Genomic DNA, 24,906 nt, shown 5'->3' with positions numbered 1-24,906 from the left:
ACGGCGTCAGTCCGGCGGCAGCGGGTTGGCGTCGGCCGCCGCGCGGACGAACTCGCGTACCCGGGACGTGGTGTTCCCGGCCGGCCACACCGGACCGCGACAGATCGGCGGCGCGTCGTGGATCGGCACGTAGGCCACGTCCGGCCGGGCGTGGAACCGCCGGGTCTGCTCGCCCACCGGCAGCACCCCGCGCCCCAGCGCGACCAGTGCCAGCATCTCGGAGAAACTGCCGCCCACCGGGCCCTGCGGCACCGGTCGGCCGGACGGGGTGCGGTCCGGCGTGCGGTCCTGCTTGAACGCGGTCGAGGTCACCGCCGGGTACTGCACCACCGGATGGTCGCCGTGCACCTCCAGCGACACCGACTCCTCCGCCGCGAGCGGATGGCCCGCGGCCACCGCGAGCACCCGGCGCTCGCGCATCAGCACCGGGCCGTTCGCCATGCCGTCGAAGGGGTACGAGGCGATCAGCACGTCTATCGTGCCGTCCCGCAGGCTCGACCGGGTGCTGGCCAGAGGTGCCTCGTGCACGTGCACCTCGCAGTCCGGGTGGCGCTCGGTGAACAGAGAGACCGCCCGCAGCAGCACCGGAGCTGTCGACTCGCCGACGTACGCCACCCGCAGCTCGCCGATGAGCCCGCGCCCGGCGTCCACGGCCCGCTGGACCGCCTCCTCGATGCCGGCCACCAGCGGGCGCATCTCCTCGGCCAGGCGGGCGCCGATCGGGGTGAGCCGGACGACCCGGCTGGTGCGCTCGAACAGCGGCGCGCCGATGCGACGTTCCAGCTTGCGCACCACGTGACTGACCCGCCCGGTGCTCACCCGCAGCCGCTCGGCGGTCCGCCCGAAGTGCAGCTCCTCGGCCAGGGTCAGGAACGTCTCGATCTCGTACCGCTCCAGCACCGGGCACCTCCGTCGTTGCCTGCGGGTCAACGATCGTAGTCCGGTTCGGGCTTGGTCCGGGTGGCGCGCCGGACCAGGGTTGACGGCATGCAGAACCATCTCGTGACGGTGACCGGTTTCGACCACCTCGTGCTCTCGGTGAGCGACGTCGAACGCTCCCTCGACTTCTACTGCGCCACGCTCGGCCTGGCCCCGGTGCGGGTCGACAGGTGGCGGGCCGGCGAGGTGCCGTTCCCGTCCGTACGCGTCGACGCCGGCACCATCATCGACCTGGTGCGGGGCGAGCCGGGCGGATCCAACGTGGACCATTTCTGCCTGGTGGTGGAGCCGGTCGACTGGCAGCGGGTGGTCGGCTCCGGCGTGTTCACCGTGCTGACCGGCCCGGTTTCGCGCTTCGGCGCGCGCGGCACCGCCACCTCGATCTACGTGAGCGACCCGGACGGCAACACAATCGAACTGCGCTGCTATCCGGCCGACGCCTAACCTGTTCCGATGCCGGAGCTGGAACGACTCGCCGCCCACCACGCACCCGCCGTGCTGCGGTTCGAGCGGGAGAACCGGGCGTACTTCGCCCGGCACGTCCCCGACCGGGGCGACGACTTCTTCACCGGGTACGCCGCCCGGCACGCGGCCCTGCTGGACGAGCAGGAACGCGGCACCTGCCACTTCCACGTGCTGGTCGGCGACCACGGCGCCGTGCTCGGGCGGTTCAACCTGGTCGACGTGGCGAAGGGCAGCGCCGAGCTGGGCTACCGGGTGGCCGAACGCGCCGCCGGGCGCGGGCTCGCGAGTGAGGGCGTACGGCGCGTCTGCGAACTGGCCCGCACCGAGTACGGGCTGCACCGGCTGGTGGCCTCGGCGGCGCTGGCGAACCCGGCCTCACTGGCGGTGCTCCGGCGTACCGGTTTCGTGCCGGATCACCAGGTGGAGCTGGGCGGGGAGCCCGGCCTTCGACACACGCTCGACCTCCGCGCGCCCTACGCGGCCGCGTCCCCGTAGGCGGGCGTGCCGGCCGGCTCGTACGTCAGTTGCAGCGTGCCGTGGGCGTGGGTGACCGACTCGGTGAGCCGCAGCGCGCTCGGCATTGTGCCCTCGCCGAACAGCCGCTTGCCGGTGCCGAGCACCACCGGATACACCCACAGGTGGAGCCGGTCCACCAGGCCGAGGCGCAGCAGCGACTGCACCAGGTCCAGGCTGCCGATCACGTGGACCTCGGCGTGGCGGCCCTTCATCTCGGTGACGCGCTCGGCGAGGTCACCCTTCACCAGCGACGAGTTCTGCCAGGCGAGCGGCTCGGCGAGGGTACGGCTGGCCACGTACTTCGGCACGCCGTTCAGCAGGCCGGTGAAGGGGACGTCCGCGGGCGCCTTCGGCCAGTAACCGGCGAAGATGTCGTACGTCTTGCGGCCCAGCAGCAGCGCGTCCATGCTGCTCGCCTGCTGGAACATCACCGCGCCGGACTTGTCGTCGAGCAACGGCATCTGCCAGCCGCCGTGACTGAAGCCGCCCTCACGGTCCTCGTCCGGCTCACCGGGCGCCTGCGCCACGCCGTCGAGGGTCAGGAACTCGGTCACGATCAACTTGCCCATGGGTCCGCTCCTCCGGTCTCAGCTCCGTCGACCGGCAGACCCGGCCAGGCCCCGCAACTCATCGCCGCCACCGGTCCGGGCCCCATCCCCGCCTCCGGTAAGGTCACCGACCTCAGCTTCCACCCTCGGGGCGCGACGTGACGGATTTCGTGGAACTGGTCATCGACGGGCAGATCGACATCGATCGCGACGACCTCGAAGATGCGCTCAACGAGGCTCTCATCGGGCGCGGCGAGGTGACCGGCGCCGGAACGGGCGAGCACATCTCCCACCTCGACATCGACGTCCTTGCGGCAGCGGACGGGCGAGCCGTCCTGGACGCCGTGTTCGGGGTGCTCGCCGCCTTGGACCTGGGCGACTCCGTGCGGGTCCGGCCCGGCGACGGGCAGACCTGGATCCGCCCGAGCCAGTGGACCCGCTCTACTCGTCCCGGACGAACCTGAAGGGCATCCCCTCGATCTCCGTCACGTAACCGATCACCGGTACCGGGTTCCTCAGTTCCGCGATCTCGACCAGCAACGCGGTGGCAGTGCCGGCGTAGCGCTCGACCGGGTCGATCAGGGCGGTATCACAGACCACAGTCGGCCACCGCTCGGGCGGGCCGTCGTCGAGATGCCAGCAGAGCAGATAGTCGAGGTTCACGGTTCCCCAGACCCGGAGGTCTCCCGGCGAGGTGCCGAAGTGGTAGGGGAACTACACCTGCGCGCTCTGCCTTCTCGTGCATCACGTCGTGCCAGTTCCGCGCGTACTCAAGGAAGTCCGGTAGGTTCCGGCGGGAAGGATGAAGCACCTTCAGCCAGCCGATGGTGCCGTGCGGGAAGCGCTCGACGAAGCGTCGGTAGTCCTCGGGAAAGGGATGGCCGGCCGCCTCGGTGAGGGCCGGCCATTCGACCTGCATCCCCGCCGACCCGTCCCAGTCGAGCAGGACGGCGAGCCGGTCCATCGTCGGCGAAGCGCTCGGTTCCATTCGGCGGCCTCCTGGACGAAGCGCTGACGGGTGTGGCCACCGCGTTTCAGGGTATGACGGCCCACGAGCAGGAGGCCAACTGCGAGTGCCACTGGGCAGCGCGGAGGGACCGGCAATGCTGAAGACGCCGGACGTGCCGCTCGACGGAGACCTGCTCCGTCGTAGGTACTGGATCGCGGACTGGCACTATCCCGAGCCGTACGACCGAAGGGTCTCGCGACGGCGCGCCGGGCGCGCACGGCCTGAATGACGTCGAAGGCCCTGGTCTCTGACCAGGGCCTTCGTGCATGCCCTACCGTCTCAGCTTCGCGGCGCCGGGTGAAGGTGGCTGCGGAGGAAGGCGACTATCTCGCGGCGCGCCGGCCGGGCGGCAGGCACCAGACCAGGAGTGCTCAGGAAGGTGTGAGTGGCCCTCGGGTAGCAGGTCAGGCGAACGTCGGTGCCGTCCTCGCGAAGCCGTTCGACATAGCGGCTTCCCTGATCGGCCAGCGGATCCAGTGCGGCGGTGACGACCAGTGCCGGTGGCAGTCCGGCGAGGCTGTCGAACTTGACGGGTGACACACTGCGCGAGTCGAGGGCGGGTGGCACGGCCAACTTGCGGGTCGCGCGTAGCCGGGACACCGGCAGAGTGGGGTTGTCGGCGTTGTCCGTGATCGAGGGGTACTCGGTCATGCTCTCGGTCCAGTCCGTGCCCGGATAGATCAGAGCCTGGGCACGCAGCGGCGGGCCGTCCTTGCGGGCACGCAAGGCGATGAGTCCAGCGATCGTGCCACCGGCGCTCTCGCCCATGACTGCGACGGCTGCCGGATCGATGTTCCACTGCGCGGCGTCGTCGACGAGCCGGACGACCGTGTCGTAGCCGTCGTCGATCGGCCGGGGCAGCGGGTGCTCCGGGGCGAGGCGGTACTCCACCGAGACGACCACCGCCGGGCACCGGGCCGCGAGGTGGCTGTTGAGCCAGTCGTTCTGCGCAGCGGTACCCGCGAAGAAACCTCCGCCGTGGAACGAGACGACCAGCGGCAGCCTCCGGCCGGTGTCCTTCGGGCGGTGCACCCGCAGCGTCAGACGGCGACCTGGAAGATCGATGGAGGTTTCCTCGATGCGTGCTCGGCGGTCCGGGAAACCGGTGATGATCCGTGCGGCACGAGACGACGCAACGCGGTTGGCCTTCTCGCGCGCGGCGATCACCTGATCGTCGGTCAGAGCCTCCCAGTCCAGCGAATCCTTCAGGATCCGGGTGCCCAGTGGAGCTTTGCCTCTCATGGTGTCCTCCGGCATGCAGACGCTGTGGGCTCACTGTCACAGCCGGTGCATGCCGTTGGATTGAACGAATGTCAGGATCGGCTTCGACGGTCCGGTGTCAGGGCCGGGCGGGCCAGGCGACGTTGTCGACGGCGAGGAACGGTGCGCTTGCCACTGTCGCGGGCGTCGCTCCGGTAAAGGCCATGACGTCTCGGTGAAGGTGCGACTGGTCGGCGTAACCGCTGTCGGCCGCCGCTGCTGCGGCGCTGTGACCCGCGGCGAGGCGATGGGCCGCACGATCGAACCGGATGAGCTGGGCGGCGCGCTTGGGAGTGAGACCGATCTGGGACCGGAACCGGGCCCACAGCCGTTTGCGGCTCCATCCGACCTCGGCCGCCAACCGCTCGACCCGCACCTGTCCCCCGCCGGCCACCATCCGCGTCCAGCAGAAGGCGACCTCCGCGTCGACCGCGCGGCCCGCGTCGTGACGCCGGGCCAGCGCCACCTCGGCTATCGCAAAGCGGTCGTCCCAGGAGCGGGCGGCGCGCAGCCGCTCCTGGATTCGCGCGGCGTCCCGCCCCCAGAGGTCGTCGAGGGTTGTCACGGCTCCGCTCAGCTCCCACGTGGCGCCCAGGACCGCGTGCGCGATCACGGGCGACAGCCGCACCTGAAGGCAGGCGAAGCTTCCGGCCTGACCTCGTCCGCGCGCACCGTGGGGTGGCGCGAGGCCCGCGGTGACACAGCCTCGCTGTTGCCGTCCAGCGCCGTCGTCGACGACGAGCGGCTGATCGCCGAGGTCGAAGAGCATCATGATTGCGGGGTGCGGCACGACCTCGACCTCGACCGGGGCGTCAGCCCGATCGCTGAAACCCGCCATGGTGACTCCCGCCAGCCGCCCCGGTCGTGCGGGGACGGCGATATCCCAGGCGGGCGAACCGACACGCACCGGGTCGGTAGGTCGCACGTCACGATGGTACGCGTCACCCTCAAACGGGTCGGTCGGTCATCGTCCCGAGGCGTCCGGGGTTGGCCGCCTCGGTCGGTCACCCTCGACTCCTCGGAGGGCCGCCGGCCGCAGGGGTTGGGTCGGATGCGCGGCGGAGGCTACGTCCAGGGCGTGGACCGCATCTGGATCGGCTGGTAGGCCAAGGCTCGGTCGACCACCTCAGCAGCCGTCAACGCAGCGTCGCTCCAGTAGATCAGGTCGGAGACATAGCCGCCTGGGCAGACCAAGTCTCGCTCAAGCTGGTCCAGCCAGCAGCCCAACTCGTCGTCGTCCGCGTAGTCCATGCCCATGATCCGTTCGACTAGGCGTGTCCTGCCGATCTTGTAGTGGTTGGTCGTTGACGATGTGCCGGTGGTGCGTCGTGGTGAACTGACTGACGAGGCGTGGGCGGTGATCGCGCCGCTGCTTCCGGAGCCGGGTGGTGCGCGTGGGCGGTGGCGGGATCATCGCCAGGTCATCAACGGGATCCTGTGGAAGCTGCGTACGGGTGCGCCGTGGCGTGACCTGCCGGAACGTTTCGGGCCGTGGAAGACCTGTCACGAGCGGCTGCGCCGCTGGACTGCCGACGGGACGTGGGATCGGATCCTCGCTGCGGCGCAGGTCCATGACGACGGCACACCGGTGCAGTGGACGATCAGCATCGACTCGTCGATCGTGCGGGCACACCAGCATGCAGCTGGCGCCCGTAAAAAAGGGGCTCCCCAACAAGTCCGGCGACGCCTGGTGCGCAAGATGGCGAGGCCATCGGCCGATCCCGCGGCGGACTGAGCACGAAAATCCACCTGGCTGTCGATGGGCGTGGCCGGCCGCTGTCGATCCTGCTCACCCCGGGCCAGGCCGGCGACAACCCGCAACTCCTCGCGCTGCTGGACGCGATCCGGGTCAACGAGCCCGGACCGGGCCGGCCCCGCAAGCGGCCCGACGTGCTGATCGCTGACAAGGCCTACGCGCACGATTCCACCCGCCGAGCGCTGCGCCAACGCGGAATCCGACACGTCATCCCGGAACGCTCCGACCAGGTCGCCCGCCGCGCCGCCAGGGGCAGCGCCGGCGGGCGACCACCGGCCTTCGACAAGCAGGTCTACCGCAAGCGCAACGTCGTGGAACGCTGCTTCAACCGGCTCAAGCAGTGGCGTGACCTGGCCACCCGCTATGCGAAACGGGCATCTCTCTACCAGGCCAGCCTCGTCCTCATCGCCGCCATCATCTGGCTTCCATGATCGACAGGACAGGGCCTAGGGCGATCGCCTCGTCTCGGGTCAGCTTTGCTGCCAACTCGCTCACCTCGGAGCGGAGGCTACGGAACGTCGAAGGCCCTGGCTAGAACTTGCGTCCTGACCAGGGCCTCTCGCGTGCAGCAGTGCGGGAATCGAACCCGCACTGCAAGCTTGGGATGCGGCTGGGTCCTGCTCATCTGGGCCGGCGGGGCCGCGCTCGTCGGCTACGGCCGTGCGGCCCTCGGCCAACTGGGCTTCGAGTCCGACCGGCATTCCGAGATCGGCCACTGGCTGCCGGGCGTGGGAGCGGCTGTCGTGGTGGGCATTCTCAGCCGGTCAGGACTCGTTCGAGGCGGCTCGGCCGCACTGATCGCGCTGTTCGTCGTGGTCACCGCAGCACTGTGCGCGGTCAGCTGACTACTCGGGGTGCCTAGCTGGGTGGTCGTGTCATTCCCGCGTCCAGGGGAGCAGTCCTGCCGTCGGGTGAATCGACCACCACAGGAAGCACGCGAGCGGCCAGTAGGTCACGGCGGCGACGGCGAGGTACCAGGGACGCCATCCGTCGAGCAGGCCGTGGTAGCCGCGGGCACCGGCCCAGCCGTGCACAGCCCAGCTCCAGAGCGCAAACCCGGCGAGGAATGCGAGGGACAAGTCAACTCGTGCAGCCTTTCCGGGGCCGCGCATTCGCCATCGGTCCAGTGCGTCCCGCGCATTCCACGTCACGCGTCCATCATGACCCTGCCCTGCAGCTGTACAGCATCCGTCTTGACCACCGCCGGAAGCGAAAGGGCAAGGCCGGCATGAAGACCAAGAAGGACAGCCACCGATGACGCCAGGCGCCAGGCGACTGCCGCGGCTCCACCGGTCGGTAGCTCGTCGCTGCGTCGACCACCTCAGCTGCAGTCAGCTCCGGGCCGATCGCGAAGATCAACTCAGAGATGTCCGGGTAGCCGAGGTCACCTTCGAGCTGGTCCAGCCAGTCGTTCAGCTCGGCGTGGTCGGCGTAGTCGAGTCGCATGATTCGCTGCACGAGATGGATGGCCCCGTCGCGGGTCAATTTCGAAGGCACGGTGCCCTCCTCCGACCGGGGCCAATGGCACGCCGCGCGAGCGCCGGCCCTGCAACATCGAAGGCCCTGGCCAGGACTTGCATCCTGGCCAGGGCCTTCACGTTGGAGCGGGTGACGGGAATCGAACCCGCACTGTCAGCTTGGGAAGCTGATGTTCTGCCATTGAACTACACCCGCAGGCGGCACCACTCTACCTGAAGGTCACCACCCCCGCGCACTCAGGTGCCCGCGCGCCACCTCGGCGAGGTGGGCGGCATCGGCGGGCGGTTGACCCCGCCACCTCCCCGAACTGGAGTGGATCAAGCACCCACCGGAGCCGGCGGGCACGATGTTGCACGCCGGCAACACATGGCCATTCTCAAATATGTCGATGGGATGTAACGTCTGCCTCACGTTTCCGAACCGGCGTGACACACCCCCTGCCACGCCGTCAGAAAGAGGTGGGCCCATGGGACTCCGTCCCAACCTGCTGACCCGGCGTACCGCCGGTGTCGCGACGTCGACCCTCGCGCTGCTGCTCAGCACCGCCGCCGTCGGCGTCGTCCCCGCTGCTTCGGCCTTCTCGGCCGCCCCGGCCGGCGTCTGCGCCGAGCCGGCCGACGCCCACGCCGACGAGCACGAGCACTCGAACGCTCGCGTCGCGAAGGGCGGCAACGCCAAGCTGGACCCGAGCCACCTGACCGCCAAGCAGGTCCGTGAGCGGGAGGCCGACCTCGCCGCGGCGCAGCGCGAGCGGGCCGGCTTCCGGACCGGTGCCGTCGCCCCGCTGGCCACCGTGACGATCCCGGTCGTCGTGCACGTCATCCAGGAGAACAGCACCCGGGCCGGCGGCAACATCACCGACTCGATGATCAACCAGCAGATCACCGTGCTGAACCAGTCGTACGCGGGCTCGACCGGTGGTGCCGCCACCGCCTTCGGGTTCCAGCTCACGAAGATCAACCGGGTGACCAACCCGTCGTGGTACCCGATCGTGCAGGGCTCCTCGGCGGAGCGCTCGATGAAGACCTCGCTGCGCGTGGGCGGCAAGAACACGCTCAACATCTACCTCGGCGAGCTGAGCAACGGCCTGCTCGGCTGGGCGACGTTCCCGAAGCGCTCGCTGGACAAGATGGACGGCGTGGTGGTGCTCAACGAGTCGCTGCCTGGCGGCACGGCGACCAACTACAACCAGGGTGACACCGGCACCCACGAGGTCGGCCACTGGTTGAACCTGTACCACACCTTCCAGGGCGGCTGCTCCGGCTCGGGCGACAGCGTCTCCGACACCCCGGCCGAGGCGTCCCCGGCGTACCAGTGCCCGACCGGGCGGGACACCTGCTCGGCCGCGGGCAAGGACCCGATCACCAACTTCATGGACTACACGTACGACTCCTGCATGTACCAGTTCACCGCCGGCCAGGCGAGCCGCATGCTCACCGCGTGGAACGCCTACCGCGCAGCCTGACCGTCGTACCGCGTACCGGTGCCGGCCCTGCCTTCGGACGGGGCCGGCACCGCTCGTTTCCGGGTCGGGTCAAGCGGCCGGGCGGCGCGTGTCGAAGCCGTGCCGGCCGCGGCGGCCCTCGGCGGCGAGCGGGTCACGCCGGGCCGGCGCGCCCCCGTGCGGGTCGAGCCACACCCGCACCTGCGGCGGGGCGGCGCCGGGCTGGGCGACCGGATCGCGCCGGGTCAACATCGCCACCTCGACGGTGAACTCGAACAGCCGCCAGTCGCCCTGCGGCGACGCGCGGCCGATCCGGGCCAGCCGGGCCACCGTGGCGGGGTCGGTCACCGGACGGGCGCGGCCCGCGACGTACGCCTCGTCGTCGCTCTCCTCCGGCGGGAACGAGTGCAGGGCGTAGCGGCCGTCGCGTTCGAGGTCGCGGCGCTTCGGCGAGTCGATGACGAAGCACCAGAGGCCGTCGGCGGTGAAAACCGGGGAGACCGGGTGGACCCGGGGGCCGCCGTCGGCGCGGACCGTGGCGAGGTAGCCGAAGCCCGGCCCGTACTGCTGCATCAGGAGGCGGATCTCGTCGGCGAGGCGGGGCTCGTCGGCGGCGAATTCGGACCAGGAAGCCATGTGGACACTCTATCGAACACGTGTACGAAGATGCACTGCGACACGCTGGTCACCCGTACCGGTCGCTATGGTGTTCCGATGCTGCTCTCCGACCGCGACCTGGTCTCCGAGATCAAGGCCGGCACGCTCGCGCTGGAGCCCTTCGAGCCCACGCTGGTGCAGCCGTCGAGCATCGACGTACGCCTGGACCGGCTGTTCCGGGTCTTCAACAACCACCTCTACACGCACATCGACCCGTCGATCCAGCAGGACGACCTGACCTCGATGGTGGAGGTGCCGGAGGGGCAGCCGTTCGTGCTGCACCCGGGCGAGTTCGTGCTCGCCTCCACGCTTGAGGTGATCTCGCTGGGTGACCAGCTCGCCGGCCGGCTGGAGGGCAAGTCGAGCCTGGGGCGGCTGGGGCTGCTGACCCACTCGACCGCCGGCTTCATCGACCCGGGCTTCTCCGGTCACGTCACGCTGGAGCTGTCGAACGTGGCGAACCTGCCGATCACGCTCTGGCCGGGGATGAAGATCGGGCAGCTCTGCATCTTCCGGCTCTCCTCGCCGGCCGAGCACCCGTACGGCTCGGCCGTCTACGGCTCGCGGTACCAGGGGCAGCGCGGACCGACGCCGAGCCGGTCCTGGCAGAGCTGGCGCACCTGGCCGGCGCGCTGACGGCGCCCACAGTTGTTAATAGGGGCCCCCTCCTCTACCGGAGGCGTTAAGAGGGGGCCCTTCCTTACGATCGGCCGTAGCTGTTGATGTCGCCGTCGTCGACCCGCTTCATCGTGATGGGCTTGCCGGACTGGGAGGCGTGCACCACCCAGCCGTCGCCCACGTACATCGCCACGTGGTGCAGGTCGCCGTAGTAGAAGACGAGGTCACCGGCGCGCAATTCGGCCCGGCTGACCCGCTTCGTCACGCCGTGCTGCTGGCGCGCGCTGTGCGGCAGTGAGACGCCGCCCTTCGCCCAGGCCGCCATGGTGAGGCCCGAGCAGTCGAAGTGGTCCGGCCCGGCCGCGCCCCAGACGTAGATCTTGCCGATCTGGGCGCAAGCGAACTTGACCGCCGCCCCGGCCGGGCCGCCGGGGTAGCCGGCCGGGCACGGCGCCGGGCGCAGCGGGCCCCCGCCACCCTTGCCGTACACCTTGAGCCGTAGTTTCTCCAGCTTGGCGATCTCGGCGTCGATCTGCTTCTTCTTCGCCGCGAGCTGGGCCTCGGTACGCGCCAGACCGGCGATCATCTCGTCCAGCGGCTTCTTCTTCGCCGCCAGCTCGTCGCGCAGCGCGGCGACGGAGCGCACCTGCTCGTGCTGGCGGTGCGCGAAGCGGTCGAGCAGTTCCAGGCCGTTGACCAGGTCGCCGGGCGAGCGGCTGCCCAGCAGCGCGTTGACGGTGGAGAGGTTGTCGCCCTTGTAGGCGTCGGCGGCGAGCCCGCCGACCTGGCCGAGCGCGGCGTCCACCCGGGCCTGGAGGGGTGCGATCTGCCGGCCGAGCGCGTCGGCCTGCTTGCGCCGTGCGGCGAGCTGCCCGCGTACGGCGTTGACCTGTTCGATGACCGGTTCGAGCTTGTTCCAGTCGCGGTCGATCTGGGCCTCGATCTCGGCGACCGAGGGTTCGGCGTGTGCCGCCGTGGCGCCACCGGTCAGGACGACGGCGGTGCCGACGAGGGCGGCGAGAGCGATGGTGAAGCGGGACCAGCGGGTACGCGGCACAGCCGTGGACCGGTCGACCGACCGGCTCGACGACGGCCGCGGGGCATGGAGTGCCACCGGGCGTCCGTACTCCTTCTTCCGTACCGCCTACCGGGTTAGCTGACGGATTCGGGCGGGAAGGGAGCCGCCCTACCGCATCGCTGCGGATTCACCCCAGGTACCTGGTTCCCCGGCTCGCCCGTAGGCGACTCGGCGGTGTCGGACCGTCACCGACCGGGTTGGACGGTGAGACGTGCGGCCGACGATTCCCCAGAGTAGGGACCACCGTTATCGATCCGCAACTTCCAGCGGCGTGACACTCCGTACGCGATCCGGGGCCACACCCCCGGCAGCGGTGAAGTTTTCTTTCAAGCTTGATTATCCACTGGAAAGGTATTGACCCTCGCGGGGCTGCGGAGTGAGGGTGGAAACGCAGTGACCCCCATCCCTGTCCAGGAGGTTCGATGCACCTCTCCGCCCCGCCGTCGGGCAGACGGATACTGCTCGCCGCCGCCGTGGCGGCCGCCACCGCGCTGGCAACGACCGGACCGGTGACCGCCGCGCCGGACACGTCCGCGCCCGCGAGCGACCGGCAGCGACAGTACGCCGCCGCCGCGGCCGAGTACGGCGTGCCGCAGAACGTGCTGCTCGGCGTCTCCTATCTGGAGTCCCGCTGGGACACCCACGTCGGGCAGCCCAGCACCAGCGGCGGCTACGGCCCGATGCACCTGACCGACGCCGCGCACATCCTCGCCACGCCGGGCAGCGCCCACGTCGACGAGGACGAGGATCCGCGCGGCGACGACGCCCGCCCGCTCACGCTCGATCCCGCCACCGCCGCCGCGCCGAAGCGGGAGACCCCGCTGCCGCCCGCCTCGCTCCAGACGCTCGACGCCGCCGCCGCGCTCACCGGGCTCGACGCGCGGACGCTGCGGACCGACCCGGCCGCGAACATCCGCGGTGGCGCGGCGCTGCTGGCGTCGTACCAGAAGGCTCTGGGTGGGCCGGTCGGCGCCGGCACCGACCCGGCGGCCTGGTACGGCGCGGTGGCCCGGTACTCCGGCGCGGACACCTCCGACGCCGCGGCGGCCTTCGCCGACGAGGTCTACGACCAGCTCAGCCAGGGCGCCAGCCGGACCACCGACGACGGCCAGCGGGTCACGCTCGCCGCGACCGCCGCGAAGCCGGACCGGTCCCGGCTGGCCCGCCTGGGCCTGCGCCACGCGCAGCGGCCGGACGGGCTGGAGTGCCCGGTCCGGCTGGCCTGCGAGTGGATCCCCGCGCCCTACGAGCAGCTCAGCGACGACCCGGGCGACTACGGTAACCACGACCTGGCCGACCGGCCGAAGCAGCAGAGGATCGAGTACATCGTCATCCACGACACCGAGGGCTACTTCGGCCCGAGCGTCGACCTGGTGAAGCGGGCCGACTACCTGGGCTGGCACTACACGCTGCGCTCGGCGGACGGCTACATCGCCCAGCACGTCAAGACCAAGGACGTGGGCTGGCACGCCGGCAACTGGTACGTCAACGCGAAGTCCATCGGCCTGGAGCACGAGGGCTTCGCCGGTCAGGGCACCTGGTACACCGAGGCGATGTACCGGACCTCCGCCAAGCTGGTGCGCCACCTGGCGCTGAAGTTCGGCATCCCGATGGACCGGCACCACATCATCGGCCACGACAACGTGCCCGGCACCACCGCCGCCACGGTGCGCGGCATGCACTGGGATCCGGGCCCGTACTGGGACTGGTCGCACTACTTCGACCTGATGAAGGCGCCGTTCCGCAGCACCGGCACGCCCCGCACCGGCCTGGTCACGATCGACCCGGACTTCGCCACCAACCGGCCGGCGTTCCTCGGCTGCAACCAGCAGCCGCCGGGCGTCCCGACGCCCACCCCGCCGGCGCAGCCGTGCCCGTCGCGCGGCTCCTCGTCGGTCATCCTGCGGACCGCGCCGAGCCCGGACGCCCCGCTCGTCAACGACCTCGGGCTGCGCCCGGACGGCACGCCGGACACCATGTACGTCTCCGACCACGGCGCCCGCGCCTCCGCCGGTCAGACGTACGCGCTCGCCGGCCGGCAGGGTGACTGGACGGCGATCTGGTACCTCGGCCAGAAGGCGTGGTTCCTCAACCCGGCCTCCGCGCCGACGGCGAAGTGGGCCACCGGCTTCGTGGTGACGCCGCGGCCCGGCAGGGCCACCATCCCGGTGTACGGCCGGGCCTACCCGGAGCAGGCCGCCTACCCGGACACCATCCCGTACCAGACCATCTCGCCGCTTCAGTACACGTTGGCCGCCGGCCAGCGGTACGCGGTCGGCGGGGTGCTGCCCGGCGAGTACTACCGGGCGGTCTCGTTCGACGGTTCGGCCCCGGGTGACCGGACCGTGGTCCGCGGCAAGAACCGCTACGTGCAGGTCCAGTTCGGTCACCGGATCATGTTCGTGAACCTGGACGACGTGCTGGTCCTGCCGTCCCCGGTCGGCGCGCCGCGCTGACCCGCCACCGCACACGCCGAAGGCCCCCGGTCCGTGACGGACCGGGGGCCTTCGGCGACGGCAGCGGCTGTGTCAGCTGACCCGGACGAAGCCGGCGAGCGGCTGGGTGTTGATGCTCGACACCTGGACCGGCTTACCGGTACGTGGCGCGTGCACCATCACCCCGTCGCCGAGATAGAGCCCGACGTGATGCAGGTCGGAGCCGAAGAACACCAGGTCACCTGGGCGTGCCTCGGAGCGGGAGACCCGGCGGCCCTCGTTCCACTGGGCGCCGGTGAAGTGGGTGAGCGAGATGCCCGCCGCCTTGTACGCGTACTGGGTGAGGCCGGAGCAGTCGAACGAGTTCGGGCCGGTGGCGCCCCACACGTACGGGTCACCGACCTGGGCGCACGCCGTCTTGATGGCGGTCCGCGCGGCGCTGCTCACCACACCGTCGATCTTGGGGCAGCCCGCCGGGCGGATCGAGGTCACCGGGAGCATGGCGGTCAGCCGCTTGATCTCCGAGTCGATCTGCTTCTTCTTCGCCGCGAGATCGTTCTGCTGCTTGATCTCCAGCGCGATCAGCGCGTCGAGCTTCTCCTTCTGCCTGTTGTACTCGTCGCGCACCTTGAGCACACCGGCGATCTGGCGGCGCTGGTCGTCGGCGATCCGGTCCAGCATGACCAGCTGCTCGGCCAGCGTGCCCGGCTTGGTGTTCACCAGCAGCGCGCCCAGCTCCTGCGACGGGCCCTGGATGTAGTACCGGGCAGCGATGTCGCCGACCTTGTTCATGGCGAGCGTGGAGGCCAGCTCCAGCGGCACCATCTTGTCCTTCAGCGCCTTGGACTTCTTCTGGTTGGCGCGAAGCTGCGAGCGGACCTTGTTGAACTGCTCGATGGTGGGTTCGAGCTGCTCCCACTGCTTGTCGATCTGCGCGTCGATCTCGTCCACCGACGGCGCCGCGTGCGCCGGGGCCGTCAGCATCCCGGCGCCGACCGCGGCGGCCGCGACCAGGGTGACCAGACGGCGTACCACCCGTCGGAACCCGGCGGGCCGGCCGGGTGGAGCGCTCGGGGCGTGACGTTGAGGGGGCGTGGTTGCCACCGGCACGGACTCCTTTGCAACCGACCGCCGGGCGCCTCGCGAGAGGGAAGGTCGAGGCAGACGACCCACAGCGGTCGGTGCCTCACATTAGGGAAGGCGTCCGGTGGAATCAAGGCGACCGTTTGTTCAATCACGTATCCGCAATCGGTTGCACACCAAGGGTATTCAATTCACCTCCCGACGATGGCTGTCAATACGTCGTCGAGCGTGACCACACCCATCGGCCGGCGTCCGTCGCTGACCAGCACCATGTGGCGACGTTCGCGGCGCATCGCGAGCAGCAGATCGGCGAGCGTACGGTCCGGCGGCACCACGGCCAGCGGCCGGTAGATCCCGGCCGGCACCGGCGCCCGGCGGCTCGCCCCGGCGTACCCGAGCACGTCCTTGACGTGCACGAACCCGAGCACCCGGCGGGTGGCCCGCTGCACCACCGGGAAGCGCGACCGGCCGGTACGGGTCGCCAGCACCTCCAGCGACGCCGGTGAGACGTCCTCGGCCACTGTGGTGACAGTGGACCAGGGCTGCAGCGCGTCCGCCGCGGTACGGCTGTGCAGGGCCAGCGCGCCGGTGATCCGGGCGTGCTCCTCGGCGTCCAGCAGCCCTTCGGTACGCGCCTGGGAGACCAGCCCGGCCAGTTCCTCGGCGGTGAACACGGTCTTCACCGCGTCGGTCGCCTCCACCCGCCACCACCGCAGCACCTGCCGGGACGCCCACTTCATCGCCAGCAGCAACGGCTTGGTGGCCAGGCAGAACGCCAGCATCGCCGGGCCGAGCCAGAGCGCCGACGGCTCCGGACCGGCGAGCGTGATGTTCTTCGGCACCATCTCGCCGACCACCGTGTGCAGGAACACCACAACTGCCAGCGCGACGACGAACGACACCGGGTGCACCGCCGAGGCGGGCAGCCCCAGCGCGGCGAACGGCACCTCCAGCAGGTGAGCCAGCGCCGGTTCGGCGATCGCGCCGAGGCCGAGCGAGCAGACGGTGATGCCGAGCTGCGCCCCGGCGATCATCAGCGGGATCTGGTTCATCGCCGCGAGCGCCCAGCGGGCCCGCTTCGACGTCACCGCCAGCGGTTCGATCACCGTACGGCGGGAGGCGATGAGCGCGAACTCGCTGCCCACGAAGAACGCGTTGCCGAGCAGCAGCACCAGGGCGACGAGTAGGTCAGGCACCGTCGCCGGGCTCCTCGGGGCGTACCACCCGCACCTGCTCGATCCGGTGCCGGTCGACCTCCACCACTGTGAACTCGTACCCGGCCTCGTCGACCGTCTCGCCCGGCACCGGGATGTGGCCGAGCCGCGCCATGAGGAACCCGCCGAGCGTCTCGTACGGCCCGTCGGGCAGCCGGAACCCGGTCTGCTCGACCAGCTCGTCGGCGCGCAGCACACCGTCGGTCAGGACGGTCCGCTCGCCGCCGGGCACCGTGAGCTCCACCGGACCGAAGCCGTCCACCGCGTCCGGGTCGAACTCGTCCGCGATCTCCCCGACCAGCTCCTCGACCAGATCCTCCACGGTCACCACGCCGTCGGTGCCGCCGTACTCGTCCACCACGATCGCCAGGTCCGCCCCGGCGGCCTTGAGCGCGGCCAGCACCCCGTTGAGGTTCAGGCTCTCCGGGACGTACACCGGTTCCCGGGCCACGGCGGCGACTGTGGTGGCGGCCCGGCGGGCCAGCGGCACACCCAGCGCGTCGGGCACCCCGGCGACGCCGGTGACCAGGTCGAGCGTCTCCTCGTAGACCGGGAACCGGGTGCGGCCGGTCCGCCGGGACGTCTCCAGCAACTCGGCCACGGTCGTGGTGGCACGCAACGCGGTCACGTCCACCCGGGGCGTCATCGCCTCGGCGGCCCGCTTCTCGCCGAAGCGGATGGTGCGGCGCAGCAGCATCGCGGTGTCCGGCGGCAGCGCGCCGGCCCGGGCCGAGATGGCCGCGAGCAGCCCCAGTTCCTCCGGGGAGCGGGCACTCGCCAATTCCTCCTGCGGTTCCACGCCGAGGCGGCGCACCAGCCGGTTCGCTGACTCGTTCAGCAGCCGGATCAGCCAGCCGAAGGCGCGGGAGAAGGCCCGCATCGGCGCGGCGGTGGCGAGCGCCGCAGGCATCGGGCGGGCCAGCGCGAGGTTCTTCGGCACCAGCTCGCCGAAGAGCATCGAGATGAGCGTGGCCAGGGCCAGCGCGAGCAGGCCGGAGAAGCGTTCCGCGCCGCCGAGCGGATGCAGCAGCGGCGCGAAGATCCGAGCCAGGGCGGGCTCGGCCAGGTAGCCGGTGAGCAACGCGGTGAGCGTGATGCCGAGCTGCGCGCCGGAGAGCTGGAACGACAGTTCGCGCAGCGCGCGACGCACCGTGGCGGCCCGGCCGTCCCCGTCGTCGGCCCGCCTGCCGATCTCCGCCCGATCGACGGTGACCAGGGCGAACTCGGCCGCGACGAAGAAGGCGTTGCCGGCGGTCAGCAGCACGAAACCGACCAGGGGCAACAGCGTCAGAAGCAGAAGGCCGTCGATGCGCGTGATTGTGGCACGCGGGCGCCGACGGCGGACCCCCCGTAGCGTGGTGCGCATGGACGGTCTGTTGCTCACCGATGAACTGGTCCTGCTGGCCTACGACGACGACGGCACCGACCGGCTCGGCCGCCCGCACCTGGACTACGGCCTCGCCGGGGCGGTGCTGCTGGAACTCGCACTGGCCGGCCGGGTGGAGGTGGCGGACAAGCGGCTCGTGGTCACCGACCCCACCCCTACCGGCGTACCGCTGCTGGACGAGGCGCTGGCGACTGTGGGATCCGGCCGCCCGCGCAAGCCGAAGAACTGGATCGGCAAGCTCGCCAAGAACCTGCCGGACCGGGTGCTCGGCGGGCTCGTCGACGCCGGGGTGCTGCGCCGGGAGTCCGACCGGGTGCTGCTGGTCTTCCCGCGTACCCGCTATCCCTCACCGACCGGCGCGGAGCCGGCGGTGGAGACCGCCGCCCGGGAGCGGATGGCGGCCGCGCTCACCGGCGACGGCCCGGTCGACGCCCGGACCGCGGCGCTGCTCACGCTGACCCGCGCGGTCGGCCTGGACCGCAAGATCTTCCGCCACCTGCCCAAGGAGCGGGTCAAGGCGCGCATCGACGAGATCGCCGCCGGTGACTGGGCGTCGGCCGCCGTCAAGAAGGCGATCGAGGAGATGCAGGCCGCGCTGATGGTCGCGATGACGGCCGGGACGAGCGCCGCCGTCATGACCACCACGACCAGCTGAACGCGACGGCGGCGGCACCGCATGGGTGCCGCCGCTGTCGTGGTCCTGCTCCTTGCCGGGTGTACGCCTCAGCTCGCGGCCGGAGCGACCTCCGGCTCACCGGCCGGCGCCTCGGGCTTGACCGAGCGCAGCAGCACGCTCGCCACGTCGACCACCTCGACGTCCTCGCCCGCGCCCTTGCCGTTCACGCCGTCGTTGAGCATCGTCGAGCAGAACGGGCAGCCGACCGCGATGGTCTTCGCCCCGGTGGACATGGCCTCCTCGACCCGGTCCACGTTGATCCGCTTGCCGATCTTCTCCTCCATCCACATCCGGGCACCGCCGGCGCCGCAGCAGAAGGAGCGCTCGCTGTTACGCGGCATCTCGGTCAGCTCGCCCTGGATCGAATCGCCGAGCACCTCGCGCGGGGCCGCGAAGATCCGGTTGTGCCGGCCCAGGTAGCACGGGTCGTGGTAGGTCACGCCGCCGTCGACCGGCTGCACCGGGGTGAGCTTGCCGGCGCTGACCAGGTGGGCCAGCAACTGGGTGTGGTGCACGACCTCGAACTCGCCGCCGAGCTGGCCGTACTCGTTGCCCAGGGTGTTGAAGCAGTGCGGGCAGGTGGCGACGATCTTGCGCTTGCTCTTCTCCCGGCCCTCGAACGCCTCGTTGAGCGTCTCGACGTTCTGCTGGGCCAGCATCTGGAAGACGAACTCGTTGCCGATCCGGCGCGCCGGGTCGCCGGAGCAGGTCTCGCCCTCACCGAGGATGGCGAACTTGACGCCCGCCTCGTTGAGCAGCGTGGCGACCGCCCGGGTGGTCTTCTTGGCCCGGTCCTCGAACGCGCCGGCGCAGCCGACCCAGAACAGGTACTCGAAGTCCTCGACCTCGCCGACGCGCGGCACCTCGAACCCGAGGCCCTTGGTCCAGTCCTCGCGGGTGTTCTGCGGGGCGCCCCACGGGTTGCCCTTGTTCTCCAGGTTGCGGAGCATGACGCCGGCCTCGGACGGGAAGCTCGACTCGATCAGCACCTGGTAGCGGCGCATGTCGACGATGTGGTCCACGTGCTCGATGTCGACCGGGCACTGCTCGACGCAGGCGCCGCAGGTGGTGCAGGACCAGAGCACGTCCGGGTCGATGACGCCGCCCTCCTCGGCGGTGCCGATCAGCGGCCGGTCCGCCTCGGCCAGGGCCAGCACGTCCATGTGGGCGAGCTGCGCCTCGGTGGCCTTCTCCTCGCCGGTCAGGTCCTTGCCGCCACCGGCCAGCAGGTACGGCGCCTTGGCGTACGCGTGGTCGCGCAGGCTCAGCACCAGCAGCTTCGGCGACAGCGGCTTGCCGGTGTTCCAGGCCGGGCACTGCGACTGGCAGCGACCGCACTCGGTGCAGGTGCTGAAGTCGAGCAGGCCCTTCCAGCTGAACTGCTCGACCTGGGCGACGCCGAACTGGTCCTTCTCCGGGTCGGCCTCCTCGAAGTCCAGCGGCTTGCCCTCGCTGGTCATCGGGCGCAGCGGGCCCATGCCGGAGCCGGCCGGCTTCTGCGGGTCGCGCTTGAAGAAGATGTTCGGGAAGGCCAGGAAGCGGTGCCAGGCCACACCCATGGTGACGTTCAGCGAGATCACGATGAGCCAGGTCATCGAGATGGCGATCTTGATGAGCGCGGCGACGCTGACGCCCGCCTCCCAGCTCGGGAGGACCGAGCCGACCGCGTGGCTGAGCGGGGCGGCCCAGACCGGGTACTCGAAGTGGTCGGTGGCGACCTTGAAGCCGCGGATCACGAACCCGAAGATCAGGACCAGAAGGACGACCCACTCGACGAAGTAGCCCTGCCACATGGTCGAGCCGGTGAACCGGGAGCGGTTCTCCGCGCGGCCGGGCCGGTTGCGCAGGCGGATCGCCATCAGAACCAGGATGCCGACCAGGCCGAGGATGCCGATCCACTCGGTGACCAGACCGAAGATCGTCCAGTGCCCGATGATCGGCAGCCCGCCGCCGGTCGAGACCACCTCGAAGTAAGCCTCCAGCACCAGCAGCGACAGCACGACGAAGCCGACCATCACGAACCAGTGGGCGGCGCCGACCACGCTCCACTTCAACATGCGGGTGTGACCGGCGGTCTCCACCAGCATCGTCTTCGTACGCGCGCCCTTGTCGCCGAAGCGCTCCGGCGCGGGCTGGCCGAGCCGGATGACGGCTGTCATCTTCATGACCGCGCGCACCGCAAGCCACACCGCCACGGCGGTGATGGCGGCCGCGAGGATCGTGGTGACGATCTGGACGCTGCCCATCGAGTTGGCCTCCCGGTCTGCTGCTTGTCCGTGCAGCCTACGCGCAAGGTTACCCAGCAGTAACGTGAGTCTTCTCGCACCAGGCCACGCCGCCCTGCGCACACCTTAGGTGCAGCGGCGTCGAAGCGCCGGGCAGGGGCGGCGTGGCGTGACCTACGCCGGGGCGGGGCAGCGCCGGATCAGCGCCAGCGGGAGAGCAGGATCAGCGACGAGACCATCGCGCCGAAGCCCACGGCGAGGTTCCAGTAACCCCAGCTGGCGACCGGGTACGCCTGCTCGGACAGGTAGTAGAGCACCAGCCAGCCGATGCCCACCACGATCAGCGTGACCGCGGTGACGGGCAGCCAGATCGGGCTAGGCTTGCGCGTCGACGCCGTCGCCGTCGGACGCACGTCCGTCGGCGGGGTGTACACCTTCTTCTTGCGGACCTGAGACTTGGGCACGACGCTCTCCAGAGGGGGGTACGACCTCGTCCGGCCTGACAACCGGGCGCGAGGGCGACGGTCCATGGCCAATAATGTTCGACAGCTAGCGTAGTCCCGACGGACCGTCCAGGCCATGAATGGGGCCAGGCCGGTGCACTCAGTAACCGGAAAGAGCGGACTTTCCGGGTCGAGCAGGTCGGATCGCACCGGCGCGGGCCGGAACGAGACGACGGGAAAGGGAACGCCCGGTGGAGTACACGTCCGGCGCCGCCTCCTGGCAGAAGGCCCTCCGCCGCGCGGCAGCCGCCCTGCTGCCCCGGCGCGCCCGCCAGCGCCGCCCCGGCTGGTCCGTCGGCGTACCTCTGATCGCCGCTGCGGCCGGCCTGCTGTTCACCACCACCGCCACCACCGCGGGCGGCACCTCCCTGCGCGAGGACCGGCGACCCCAGCTCACCCAGCTGATCGAGGACCGCCGCGAGGAGGTCGCCGCCAGCGAGGCGAAGGCCGCCCGGCTCCGCGCCGAGGTGGAGGAGCAGACCGAAGCGCTCGCCGGCGCCGACGGGCCGATCAAGACCCAGCGGGACCGGGCCGCCGCCAGCCGGCAGGGCGCCGGGTTCACCGCGCTCACCGGCAGCGGCGTGACGGTCGAGCTGAACGACGCCGACCGCCGGCCCGACCAGCCGCTGCCGAAGGGCGCCAGCAACGACGACCTGGTGGTGCACCAGGGCGACGTCCAGGCGGTCGTCAACGCGCTCTGGGCCGGCGGCGCGGAGGCCATGTCAATCATGAACGTCCGCGTGCTGAGCACCAGCGCGGTACGCTGCGTCGGTAACACCCTGCTGCTGCACGGCCGGGTGTACTCCCCTCCTTTCAAGATCGTGGCAATCGGCGATCCCGCGGAGCTCCAGCGGGCGCTCGCCGCCTCTGAGGGAGTGCGGGTGTTCAAGGAAGTGGCCGACCACTACCAACTCGGATACGTCGAGCGCGTCTCCACAGTCACCGTGCCGGCGTTCGAGGACTCCACCGCGTTGCAGTCGGCGACGGTGCCCAGGTGACCGGCGGCGACCCCCGGGAACGCACCGGCCACGACCGCCGGGAAGAGCCGACAGCGTTCCTCCCCCGGGTCGAGCGTCCGGCCCCGGCGTCGCCACCCCCGCTCGACCTGCCGTGGCCCGACGCCGGTCCGGCCCACACCTCCCCGGCCCGACGCGGCCCGGACAACGGGCCGCCCGTCCCGCCGCCTTCCGCCCCGCCACGGACCGCCCAGCCACGGACCGCCCAGCCGCCCGTCGCTCCGCCGCCGGCGTGGCCGGGCAGTCAGGCGCACCAGCCGACCGGCACCTCCCGCGCCGAGGCCGGCCCCCGGTTCCGCCCGCCGGCGAGCGAGCTTCCCCCCAGGGGTACGCCCCACCCGGCCGGCCCGGCGCACCACGGCCCCGCACACCACGGCCCGGCGGACCACGGCCCCGCGCACCACGGACCGGCGCACCGGGGTGGTTCCGCCCCCGGGATGCGCCCCGCCGCGCCCGGCGACGTCCCACCCCCGCCGGGTGAGCGTCCCCCGCGACCGGGACCGTACGGGCCGGCGGCGCAGCAGAACCCCGTCCGCCATTCCACCGGAGGGGCGATCCCGCCCGAGCGTGGAGGCCGCGGCGGACAGCCACCGCAGACCGGCGCCCGCCCGTGGGAGACCGGCGGACGCCCGCCGGAGGACGGTCGCCGCCCAGCGGGGGGTGAGGGACGGCCGCCCGGCGTACCCTCTCGCGGCGGGCCGACCGGCGCGGACCGGACGCCTCCGGTCGACCCGGGAGCGACAGCGGTGCTGCCCCCCGTGAACCGTCCACCCGCGGACCCCCGGATGGACGCCACCGGGCTGATGGGCGCGGTCCCCCCGGCGCCGGACACCGGCGACGGCGGCGCGGAGCCGCCCGCCGAGCCGCCTCGTCCCCGGCGCGGCGAGCGGGTGGTGCAGTTGCGGCCCGAGCAGACCGGCGAGGGATACCGCAGCGTCTACTCCGAGCTGACCCGTCCGACCGCCGGCTCCCGGCTGCGCACCGTCGTGCGAGGCACCGGCGAACTGCTGATCACCTTCGGGCTGGTGGTGCTCCTCTTCGCCGGGTACGAGATCTGGGGCAAGGCGGTCATCGTCGAGGCCCACCAGGACGACCTGAACAGCCAGCTCGCCCAGGAGTGGAGCGCGGCCGCGGACCCGACCGTCGGCCCGACCACCGCTCCCACGGTGAAGCCGAAGCCACCGGCCGAGGGGAGGCCGGTCGCCGGCCTCTACATCCCCAAGTTCGACAAGCACTGGGTCGTGGTCGAGGGGGTCAGCCCGGAGGACATCCGGTACGCCCCGGGCCGCTATCCGGACAGCGCCATGCCCGGCGAGGTGGGCAACTTCTCCGTCGCCGGCCACCGGATCCGCTCCACGTTCTGGCGGCTGGACGAGATGAAGTCCGGCGACGCCATCGTGGTCGAGACCAGGACCGAGTGGCTCGTCTACCGGGTCTACCAGCAGCGGATCGTCAAGCCGTCCCAGGTCGAGGTGGTCGCGCCGGTGCCGGGCAAGCCGGGCCGGAAACCCACCGAGAAGCTGCTCACGCTCACCACCTGCAACCCGAAGTTCGACAACTACGAGCGGCTGATCATCCATGCCCGGCTGGACAACGTCCAGGCCAAGTCGGCGGGCCGCCCGGCCGAACTGGAGACGTGAACCGTGTACTCGTGGATCTGGCGGAAACTGCCGTTCGGGCTGCCCGGCAAGCTGATCGGCTCGCTGATGCTGGCCACCGCCACCGTCGCGCTGCTCTGGTTCGTGGTCTTCCCGTGGGCCGAACCGCTGCTGCCCTTCGACGACGTGCAGGTCACCCAGCCCTCCGGCGTACCGGGTGACGGTGGGATCAACGAACCGACCGGGCTGCCCGGCGAGGAGGAACTGCCGTACAGCACCGAGACGAACAACGCCCCACCCTCCACCCCGAACAGGTGACACCGATGCGCGTACTGGTGATCGACAACTACGACTCGTTCGTCTTCAACCTCGTGCAGTACCTGGGCCAGCTCGGCGCCGACTGCGAGGTGCGGCGCAACGACGAGATCGACGTCGCCGAGGTGGGCCGCGCCGGCGCCGCCGGTGTCCTGCTGTCGCCCGGTCCCGGCAGCCCGGACCGGGCCGGCATCTGCCTGGACGTGATCCGCGAGTACGCCGGCAAGCTCCCGATCTTCGGCGTCTGCCTCGGTCACCAGGCGATCGGCGAGGCGTTCGGCGCGACTGTGGCCCGCGCGCCGGAACTGCTGCACGGCAAGACCTCGGAGGTACGCCACGACGGCGTGGGTGTGCTCGCCGGGCTGCCCGACCCGTTCACCGCCACCCGCTACCACTCGCTCGCCGTACTGCCCGAGACGCTTCCGGACGAGCTGGAGGTCACCGGCCGGACCGCCTCCGGCGTGGTGATGGCGATGCGGCACCGCACGCTGCCGATCGAGGGCGTGCAGTTCCACCCCGAGTCGGTGCTGACCGAGGGTGGTCACCTGATGCTGGCGAACTGGCTGGCCGCATGCGGCTTCCCGGCGGCGCTGGAGCGCGCCCCGGAACTGGCCGCCGAGGTCGACGCCCGCCGCCAGGCTGCCTTCTCCCCAGCCTGACCCCCGCTTCCCGCCCCACCCCCGCG

Annotated in this window: 27 protein-coding genes, 2 tRNA genes and 1 riboswitch; of the genes, 12 read left to right on the top strand and 17 right to left on the bottom strand. The window is 71.1% G+C overall.

Features of this window, described 5'->3' with window-relative positions; translation table 11 throughout:
* Positions 1–6: 6 nt before the first annotated feature.
* Positions 7–900, bottom strand: a complete 894-nt coding sequence (locus KSK32_RS12885) for a LysR family transcriptional regulator (RefSeq protein WP_216931447.1) — start codon at positions 898–900, stop codon at positions 7–9.
* A gap of 87 nt (positions 901–987) precedes the next feature.
* Here KSK32_RS12885 and KSK32_RS12880 point away from each other — a divergent pair, with 87 nt between their 5' ends.
* Complete coding sequence (locus KSK32_RS12880) at positions 988–1,383, top strand: VOC family protein (RefSeq protein WP_216931446.1); 396 nt, start codon at positions 988–990, stop codon at positions 1,381–1,383.
* A 9-nt stretch (positions 1,384–1,392) separates the two neighbouring features.
* Positions 1,393–1,899 (top strand): GNAT family N-acetyltransferase, encoded by a 507-nt coding sequence (locus tag KSK32_RS12875; RefSeq protein ID WP_216931445.1) that lies wholly within the window; start codon positions 1,393–1,395, stop codon positions 1,897–1,899.
* Here the strand turns inward: KSK32_RS12875 and KSK32_RS12870 are convergent.
* Positions 1,878–2,489, bottom strand: a complete 612-nt coding sequence (locus KSK32_RS12870) for a dihydrofolate reductase family protein (RefSeq protein WP_216931444.1) — start codon at positions 2,487–2,489, stop codon at positions 1,878–1,880. The genes KSK32_RS12875 and KSK32_RS12870 overlap by 22 nt on opposite strands.
* A 137-nt stretch (positions 2,490–2,626) precedes the next feature.
* Here KSK32_RS12870 and KSK32_RS12865 point away from each other — a divergent pair, with 137 nt between their 5' ends.
* Positions 2,627–2,932 (top strand): hypothetical protein, encoded by a 306-nt coding sequence (locus tag KSK32_RS12865; protein WP_216931443.1) that lies wholly within the window; start codon positions 2,627–2,629, stop codon positions 2,930–2,932.
* Here the strand turns inward: KSK32_RS12865 and KSK32_RS33390 are convergent.
* The 4 genes from KSK32_RS33390 to KSK32_RS12845 all read right to left on the bottom strand — a co-directional run bounded on the left by KSK32_RS33390 (position 2,910) and on the right by KSK32_RS12845 (position 5,988).
* A complete protein-coding gene (locus KSK32_RS33390) occupies positions 2,910–3,131 on the bottom strand; it encodes a hypothetical protein (RefSeq protein ID WP_254187040.1) in 222 nt (73 codons plus the stop codon). The genes KSK32_RS12865 and KSK32_RS33390 overlap by 23 nt on opposite strands.
* Before the next feature lie 625 nt (positions 3,132–3,756).
* Positions 3,757–4,659, bottom strand: coding sequence for an alpha/beta hydrolase (locus KSK32_RS12855; RefSeq protein ID WP_216936044.1), 903 nt, complete (start codon positions 4,657–4,659; stop codon positions 3,757–3,759).
* Positions 4,660–4,816: 157 nt separating this feature from the next.
* On the bottom strand, positions 4,817–5,662 hold the full coding sequence (locus KSK32_RS12850) for a helix-turn-helix domain-containing protein (protein WP_216931442.1): 846 nt from the start codon (positions 5,660–5,662) through the stop codon (positions 4,817–4,819).
* A 140-nt stretch (positions 5,663–5,802) separates the two neighbouring features.
* Positions 5,803–5,988, bottom strand: a complete 186-nt coding sequence (locus KSK32_RS12845) for an e9imm peptide (RefSeq protein ID WP_254187038.1) — start codon at positions 5,986–5,988, stop codon at positions 5,803–5,805.
* A 70-nt stretch (positions 5,989–6,058) separates the two neighbouring features.
* Here KSK32_RS12845 and KSK32_RS12840 point away from each other — a divergent pair.
* Positions 6,059–6,924 (top strand): IS5 family transposase gene (locus tag KSK32_RS12840; protein WP_216935760.1). Its coding sequence is split into 2 segments (ribosomal slippage): positions 6,059–6,398 and positions 6,398–6,924, totalling 867 coding nucleotides; the frame shifts between segments, so codons are not numbered across the junction.
* Positions 6,925–7,060: 136 nt separating this feature from the next.
* Here KSK32_RS12840 and KSK32_RS12835 read toward each other — a convergent pair.
* The 4 genes from KSK32_RS12835 to KSK32_RS12820 form a co-directional block, all read right to left on the bottom strand.
* Positions 7,061–7,177, bottom strand: a tRNA-OTHER gene (locus tag KSK32_RS12835).
* Positions 7,178–7,368: 191 nt separating this feature from the next.
* Complete coding sequence (locus KSK32_RS12830) at positions 7,369–7,572, bottom strand: hypothetical protein (protein WP_216931440.1); 204 nt, start codon at positions 7,570–7,572, stop codon at positions 7,369–7,371.
* A 79-nt stretch (positions 7,573–7,651) separates the two neighbouring features.
* Positions 7,652–7,990, bottom strand: a complete 339-nt coding sequence (locus tag KSK32_RS12825; protein ID WP_216931439.1) for a hypothetical protein — start codon at positions 7,988–7,990, stop codon at positions 7,652–7,654.
* Between the two features lie 103 nt (positions 7,991–8,093).
* Positions 8,094–8,167: transfer RNA gene (locus KSK32_RS12820), tRNA-Gly, on the bottom strand.
* 271 nt (positions 8,168–8,438) lie between these two features.
* Here KSK32_RS12820 and KSK32_RS12815 point away from each other — a divergent pair.
* Positions 8,439–9,437, top strand: coding sequence for a zinc metalloprotease (locus tag KSK32_RS12815; protein WP_216931438.1), 999 nt, complete (start codon positions 8,439–8,441; stop codon positions 9,435–9,437).
* A gap of 69 nt (positions 9,438–9,506) precedes the next feature.
* Here KSK32_RS12815 and KSK32_RS12810 read toward each other — a convergent pair whose 3' ends face one another.
* Entirely contained in the window at positions 9,507–10,052 is a 546-nt protein-coding gene (locus KSK32_RS12810; RefSeq protein ID WP_216931437.1) for a pyridoxamine 5'-phosphate oxidase family protein, read from the bottom strand.
* Positions 10,053–10,130: 78 nt separating this feature from the next.
* Between KSK32_RS12810 and dcd the strand changes: the two genes are divergently transcribed.
* Entirely contained in the window at positions 10,131–10,709 is a 579-nt protein-coding gene (gene dcd, locus KSK32_RS12805) for a dCTP deaminase (RefSeq protein WP_216931436.1), read from the top strand.
* Between the two features lie 64 nt (positions 10,710–10,773).
* Here the strand turns inward: dcd and KSK32_RS34545 are convergent, their stop codons facing one another.
* Entirely contained in the window at positions 10,774–11,805 is a 1,032-nt protein-coding gene (locus tag KSK32_RS34545) for an NlpC/P60 family protein (protein WP_216931435.1), read from the bottom strand.
* A 13-nt stretch (positions 11,806–11,818) separates the two neighbouring features.
* A riboswitch (cyclic di-AMP (ydaO/yuaA leader) is annotated at positions 11,819–11,953 on the bottom strand.
* A gap of 238 nt (positions 11,954–12,191) precedes the next feature.
* Between KSK32_RS34545 and KSK32_RS12795 the strand changes: the two genes are divergently transcribed.
* Complete coding sequence (locus tag KSK32_RS12795) at positions 12,192–14,225, top strand: N-acetylmuramoyl-L-alanine amidase (RefSeq protein ID WP_216931434.1); 2,034 nt, start codon at positions 12,192–12,194, stop codon at positions 14,223–14,225.
* Positions 14,226–14,297: 72 nt separating this feature from the next.
* On the opposite strand, the gene KSK32_RS12790 is transcribed toward KSK32_RS12795, so the two are convergent.
* The 3 genes from KSK32_RS12790 to KSK32_RS12780 all read right to left on the bottom strand — a co-directional run bounded on the left by KSK32_RS12790 (position 14,298) and on the right by KSK32_RS12780 (position 17,783).
* Positions 14,298–15,308: a C40 family peptidase gene (locus KSK32_RS12790; protein ID WP_289256560.1), complete on the bottom strand. Its 1,011-nt coding sequence runs from the start codon at positions 15,306–15,308 to the stop codon at positions 14,298–14,300.
* A gap of 170 nt (positions 15,309–15,478) precedes the next feature.
* Positions 15,479–16,483: a hemolysin family protein gene (locus tag KSK32_RS12785; protein ID WP_216931432.1), complete on the bottom strand. Its 1,005-nt coding sequence runs from the start codon at positions 16,481–16,483 to the stop codon at positions 15,479–15,481.
* Positions 16,476–17,783 (bottom strand): hemolysin family protein, encoded by a 1,308-nt coding sequence (locus KSK32_RS12780; RefSeq protein ID WP_254187036.1) that lies wholly within the window; start codon positions 17,781–17,783, stop codon positions 16,476–16,478. Before KSK32_RS12780 ends, KSK32_RS12785 begins: the two co-directional genes overlap by 8 nt.
* 82 nt (positions 17,784–17,865) lie before the next feature.
* Between KSK32_RS12780 and KSK32_RS12775 the strand changes: the two genes are divergently transcribed.
* The gene (locus KSK32_RS12775) at positions 17,866–18,543 is read left to right on the top strand and encodes a GPP34 family phosphoprotein (RefSeq protein WP_254187035.1); all 678 of its coding nucleotides are present in this window, start codon (positions 17,866–17,868) and stop codon (positions 18,541–18,543) included.
* 68 nt (positions 18,544–18,611) lie between these two features.
* On the opposite strand, the gene KSK32_RS12770 is transcribed toward KSK32_RS12775, so the two are convergent.
* Positions 18,612–20,810 (bottom strand): (Fe-S)-binding protein, encoded by a 2,199-nt coding sequence (locus KSK32_RS12770; RefSeq protein WP_216931430.1) that lies wholly within the window; start codon positions 20,808–20,810, stop codon positions 18,612–18,614.
* 179 nt (positions 20,811–20,989) lie between these two features.
* Positions 20,990–21,253, bottom strand: coding sequence for a cell division protein CrgA (locus KSK32_RS12765; RefSeq protein WP_018785565.1), 264 nt, complete (start codon positions 21,251–21,253; stop codon positions 20,990–20,992).
* A 230-nt stretch (positions 21,254–21,483) separates the two neighbouring features.
* Between KSK32_RS12765 and KSK32_RS12760 the strand changes: the two genes are divergently transcribed.
* The 4 genes from KSK32_RS12760 (at position 21,484) to KSK32_RS12745 (ending at position 24,880) form a co-directional block, all read left to right on the top strand.
* Positions 21,484–22,290 carry a DUF881 domain-containing protein gene (locus KSK32_RS12760; protein WP_216931429.1) on the top strand — a complete coding sequence of 269 codons (807 nt, stop codon included), beginning with the start codon at positions 21,484–21,486 and terminating at the stop codon, positions 22,288–22,290.
* A gap of 776 nt (positions 22,291–23,066) precedes the next feature.
* Entirely contained in the window at positions 23,067–23,948 is an 882-nt protein-coding gene (locus KSK32_RS34955; RefSeq protein ID WP_374226709.1) for a class E sortase, read from the top strand.
* Positions 23,949–23,951: 3 nt separating this feature from the next.
* Positions 23,952–24,224 carry a hypothetical protein gene (locus KSK32_RS12750; RefSeq protein WP_216931427.1) on the top strand — a complete coding sequence of 91 codons (273 nt, stop codon included), beginning with the start codon at positions 23,952–23,954 and terminating at the stop codon, positions 24,222–24,224.
* Positions 24,225–24,229: 5 nt separating this feature from the next.
* Positions 24,230–24,880, top strand: a complete 651-nt coding sequence (locus KSK32_RS12745) for an aminodeoxychorismate/anthranilate synthase component II (RefSeq protein WP_013473363.1) — start codon at positions 24,230–24,232, stop codon at positions 24,878–24,880.
* Positions 24,881–24,906: the final 26 nt, after the last annotated feature.

This window comes from Micromonospora sp. WMMB482, from assembly GCF_019038635.1.
GTDB lineage: Bacteria > Actinomycetota > Actinomycetes > Mycobacteriales > Micromonosporaceae > Micromonospora > Micromonospora marina.
Note: the sequence above shows the minus strand (reverse complement) of the source record. Positions and strands in the feature narration are given on the sequence as shown.

What these genes read in the sequence shown, in the direction of transcription:
- KSK32_RS12880 (WP_216931446.1), top strand. Translation starts at nt 988, where the DNA reads ATGCAGAACCATCTCGTGACGGTGACCGGTTTCGACCACCTCGTGCTC.
- KSK32_RS12875 (WP_216931445.1), top strand. Translation starts at nt 1,393, where the DNA reads ATGCCGGAGCTGGAACGACTCGCCGCCCACCACGCACCCGCCGTGCTG.
- KSK32_RS12870 (WP_216931444.1), bottom strand. Translation starts at nt 2,489, where the DNA reads ATGGGCAAGTTGATCGTGACCGAGTTCCTGACCCTCGACGGCGTGGCG.
- KSK32_RS12845 (WP_254187038.1), bottom strand. Translation starts at nt 5,988, where the DNA reads ATGGACTACGCGGACGACGACGAGTTGGGCTGCTGGCTGGACCAGCTT.
- KSK32_RS12815 (WP_216931438.1), top strand. Translation starts at nt 8,439, where the DNA reads ATGGGACTCCGTCCCAACCTGCTGACCCGGCGTACCGCCGGTGTCGCG.
- KSK32_RS12810 (WP_216931437.1), bottom strand. Translation starts at nt 10,052, where the DNA reads ATGGCTTCCTGGTCCGAATTCGCCGCCGACGAGCCCCGCCTCGCCGAC.
- dcd (WP_216931436.1), top strand. Translation starts at nt 10,131, where the DNA reads ATGCTGCTCTCCGACCGCGACCTGGTCTCCGAGATCAAGGCCGGCACG.
- KSK32_RS12795 (WP_216931434.1), top strand. Translation starts at nt 12,192, where the DNA reads ATGCACCTCTCCGCCCCGCCGTCGGGCAGACGGATACTGCTCGCCGCC.
- KSK32_RS12775 (WP_254187035.1), top strand. Translation starts at nt 17,866, where the DNA reads ATGGACGGTCTGTTGCTCACCGATGAACTGGTCCTGCTGGCCTACGAC.
- KSK32_RS12770 (WP_216931430.1), bottom strand. Translation starts at nt 20,810, where the DNA reads ATGGGCAGCGTCCAGATCGTCACCACGATCCTCGCGGCCGCCATCACC.
- KSK32_RS12745 (WP_013473363.1), top strand. Translation starts at nt 24,230, where the DNA reads ATGCGCGTACTGGTGATCGACAACTACGACTCGTTCGTCTTCAACCTC.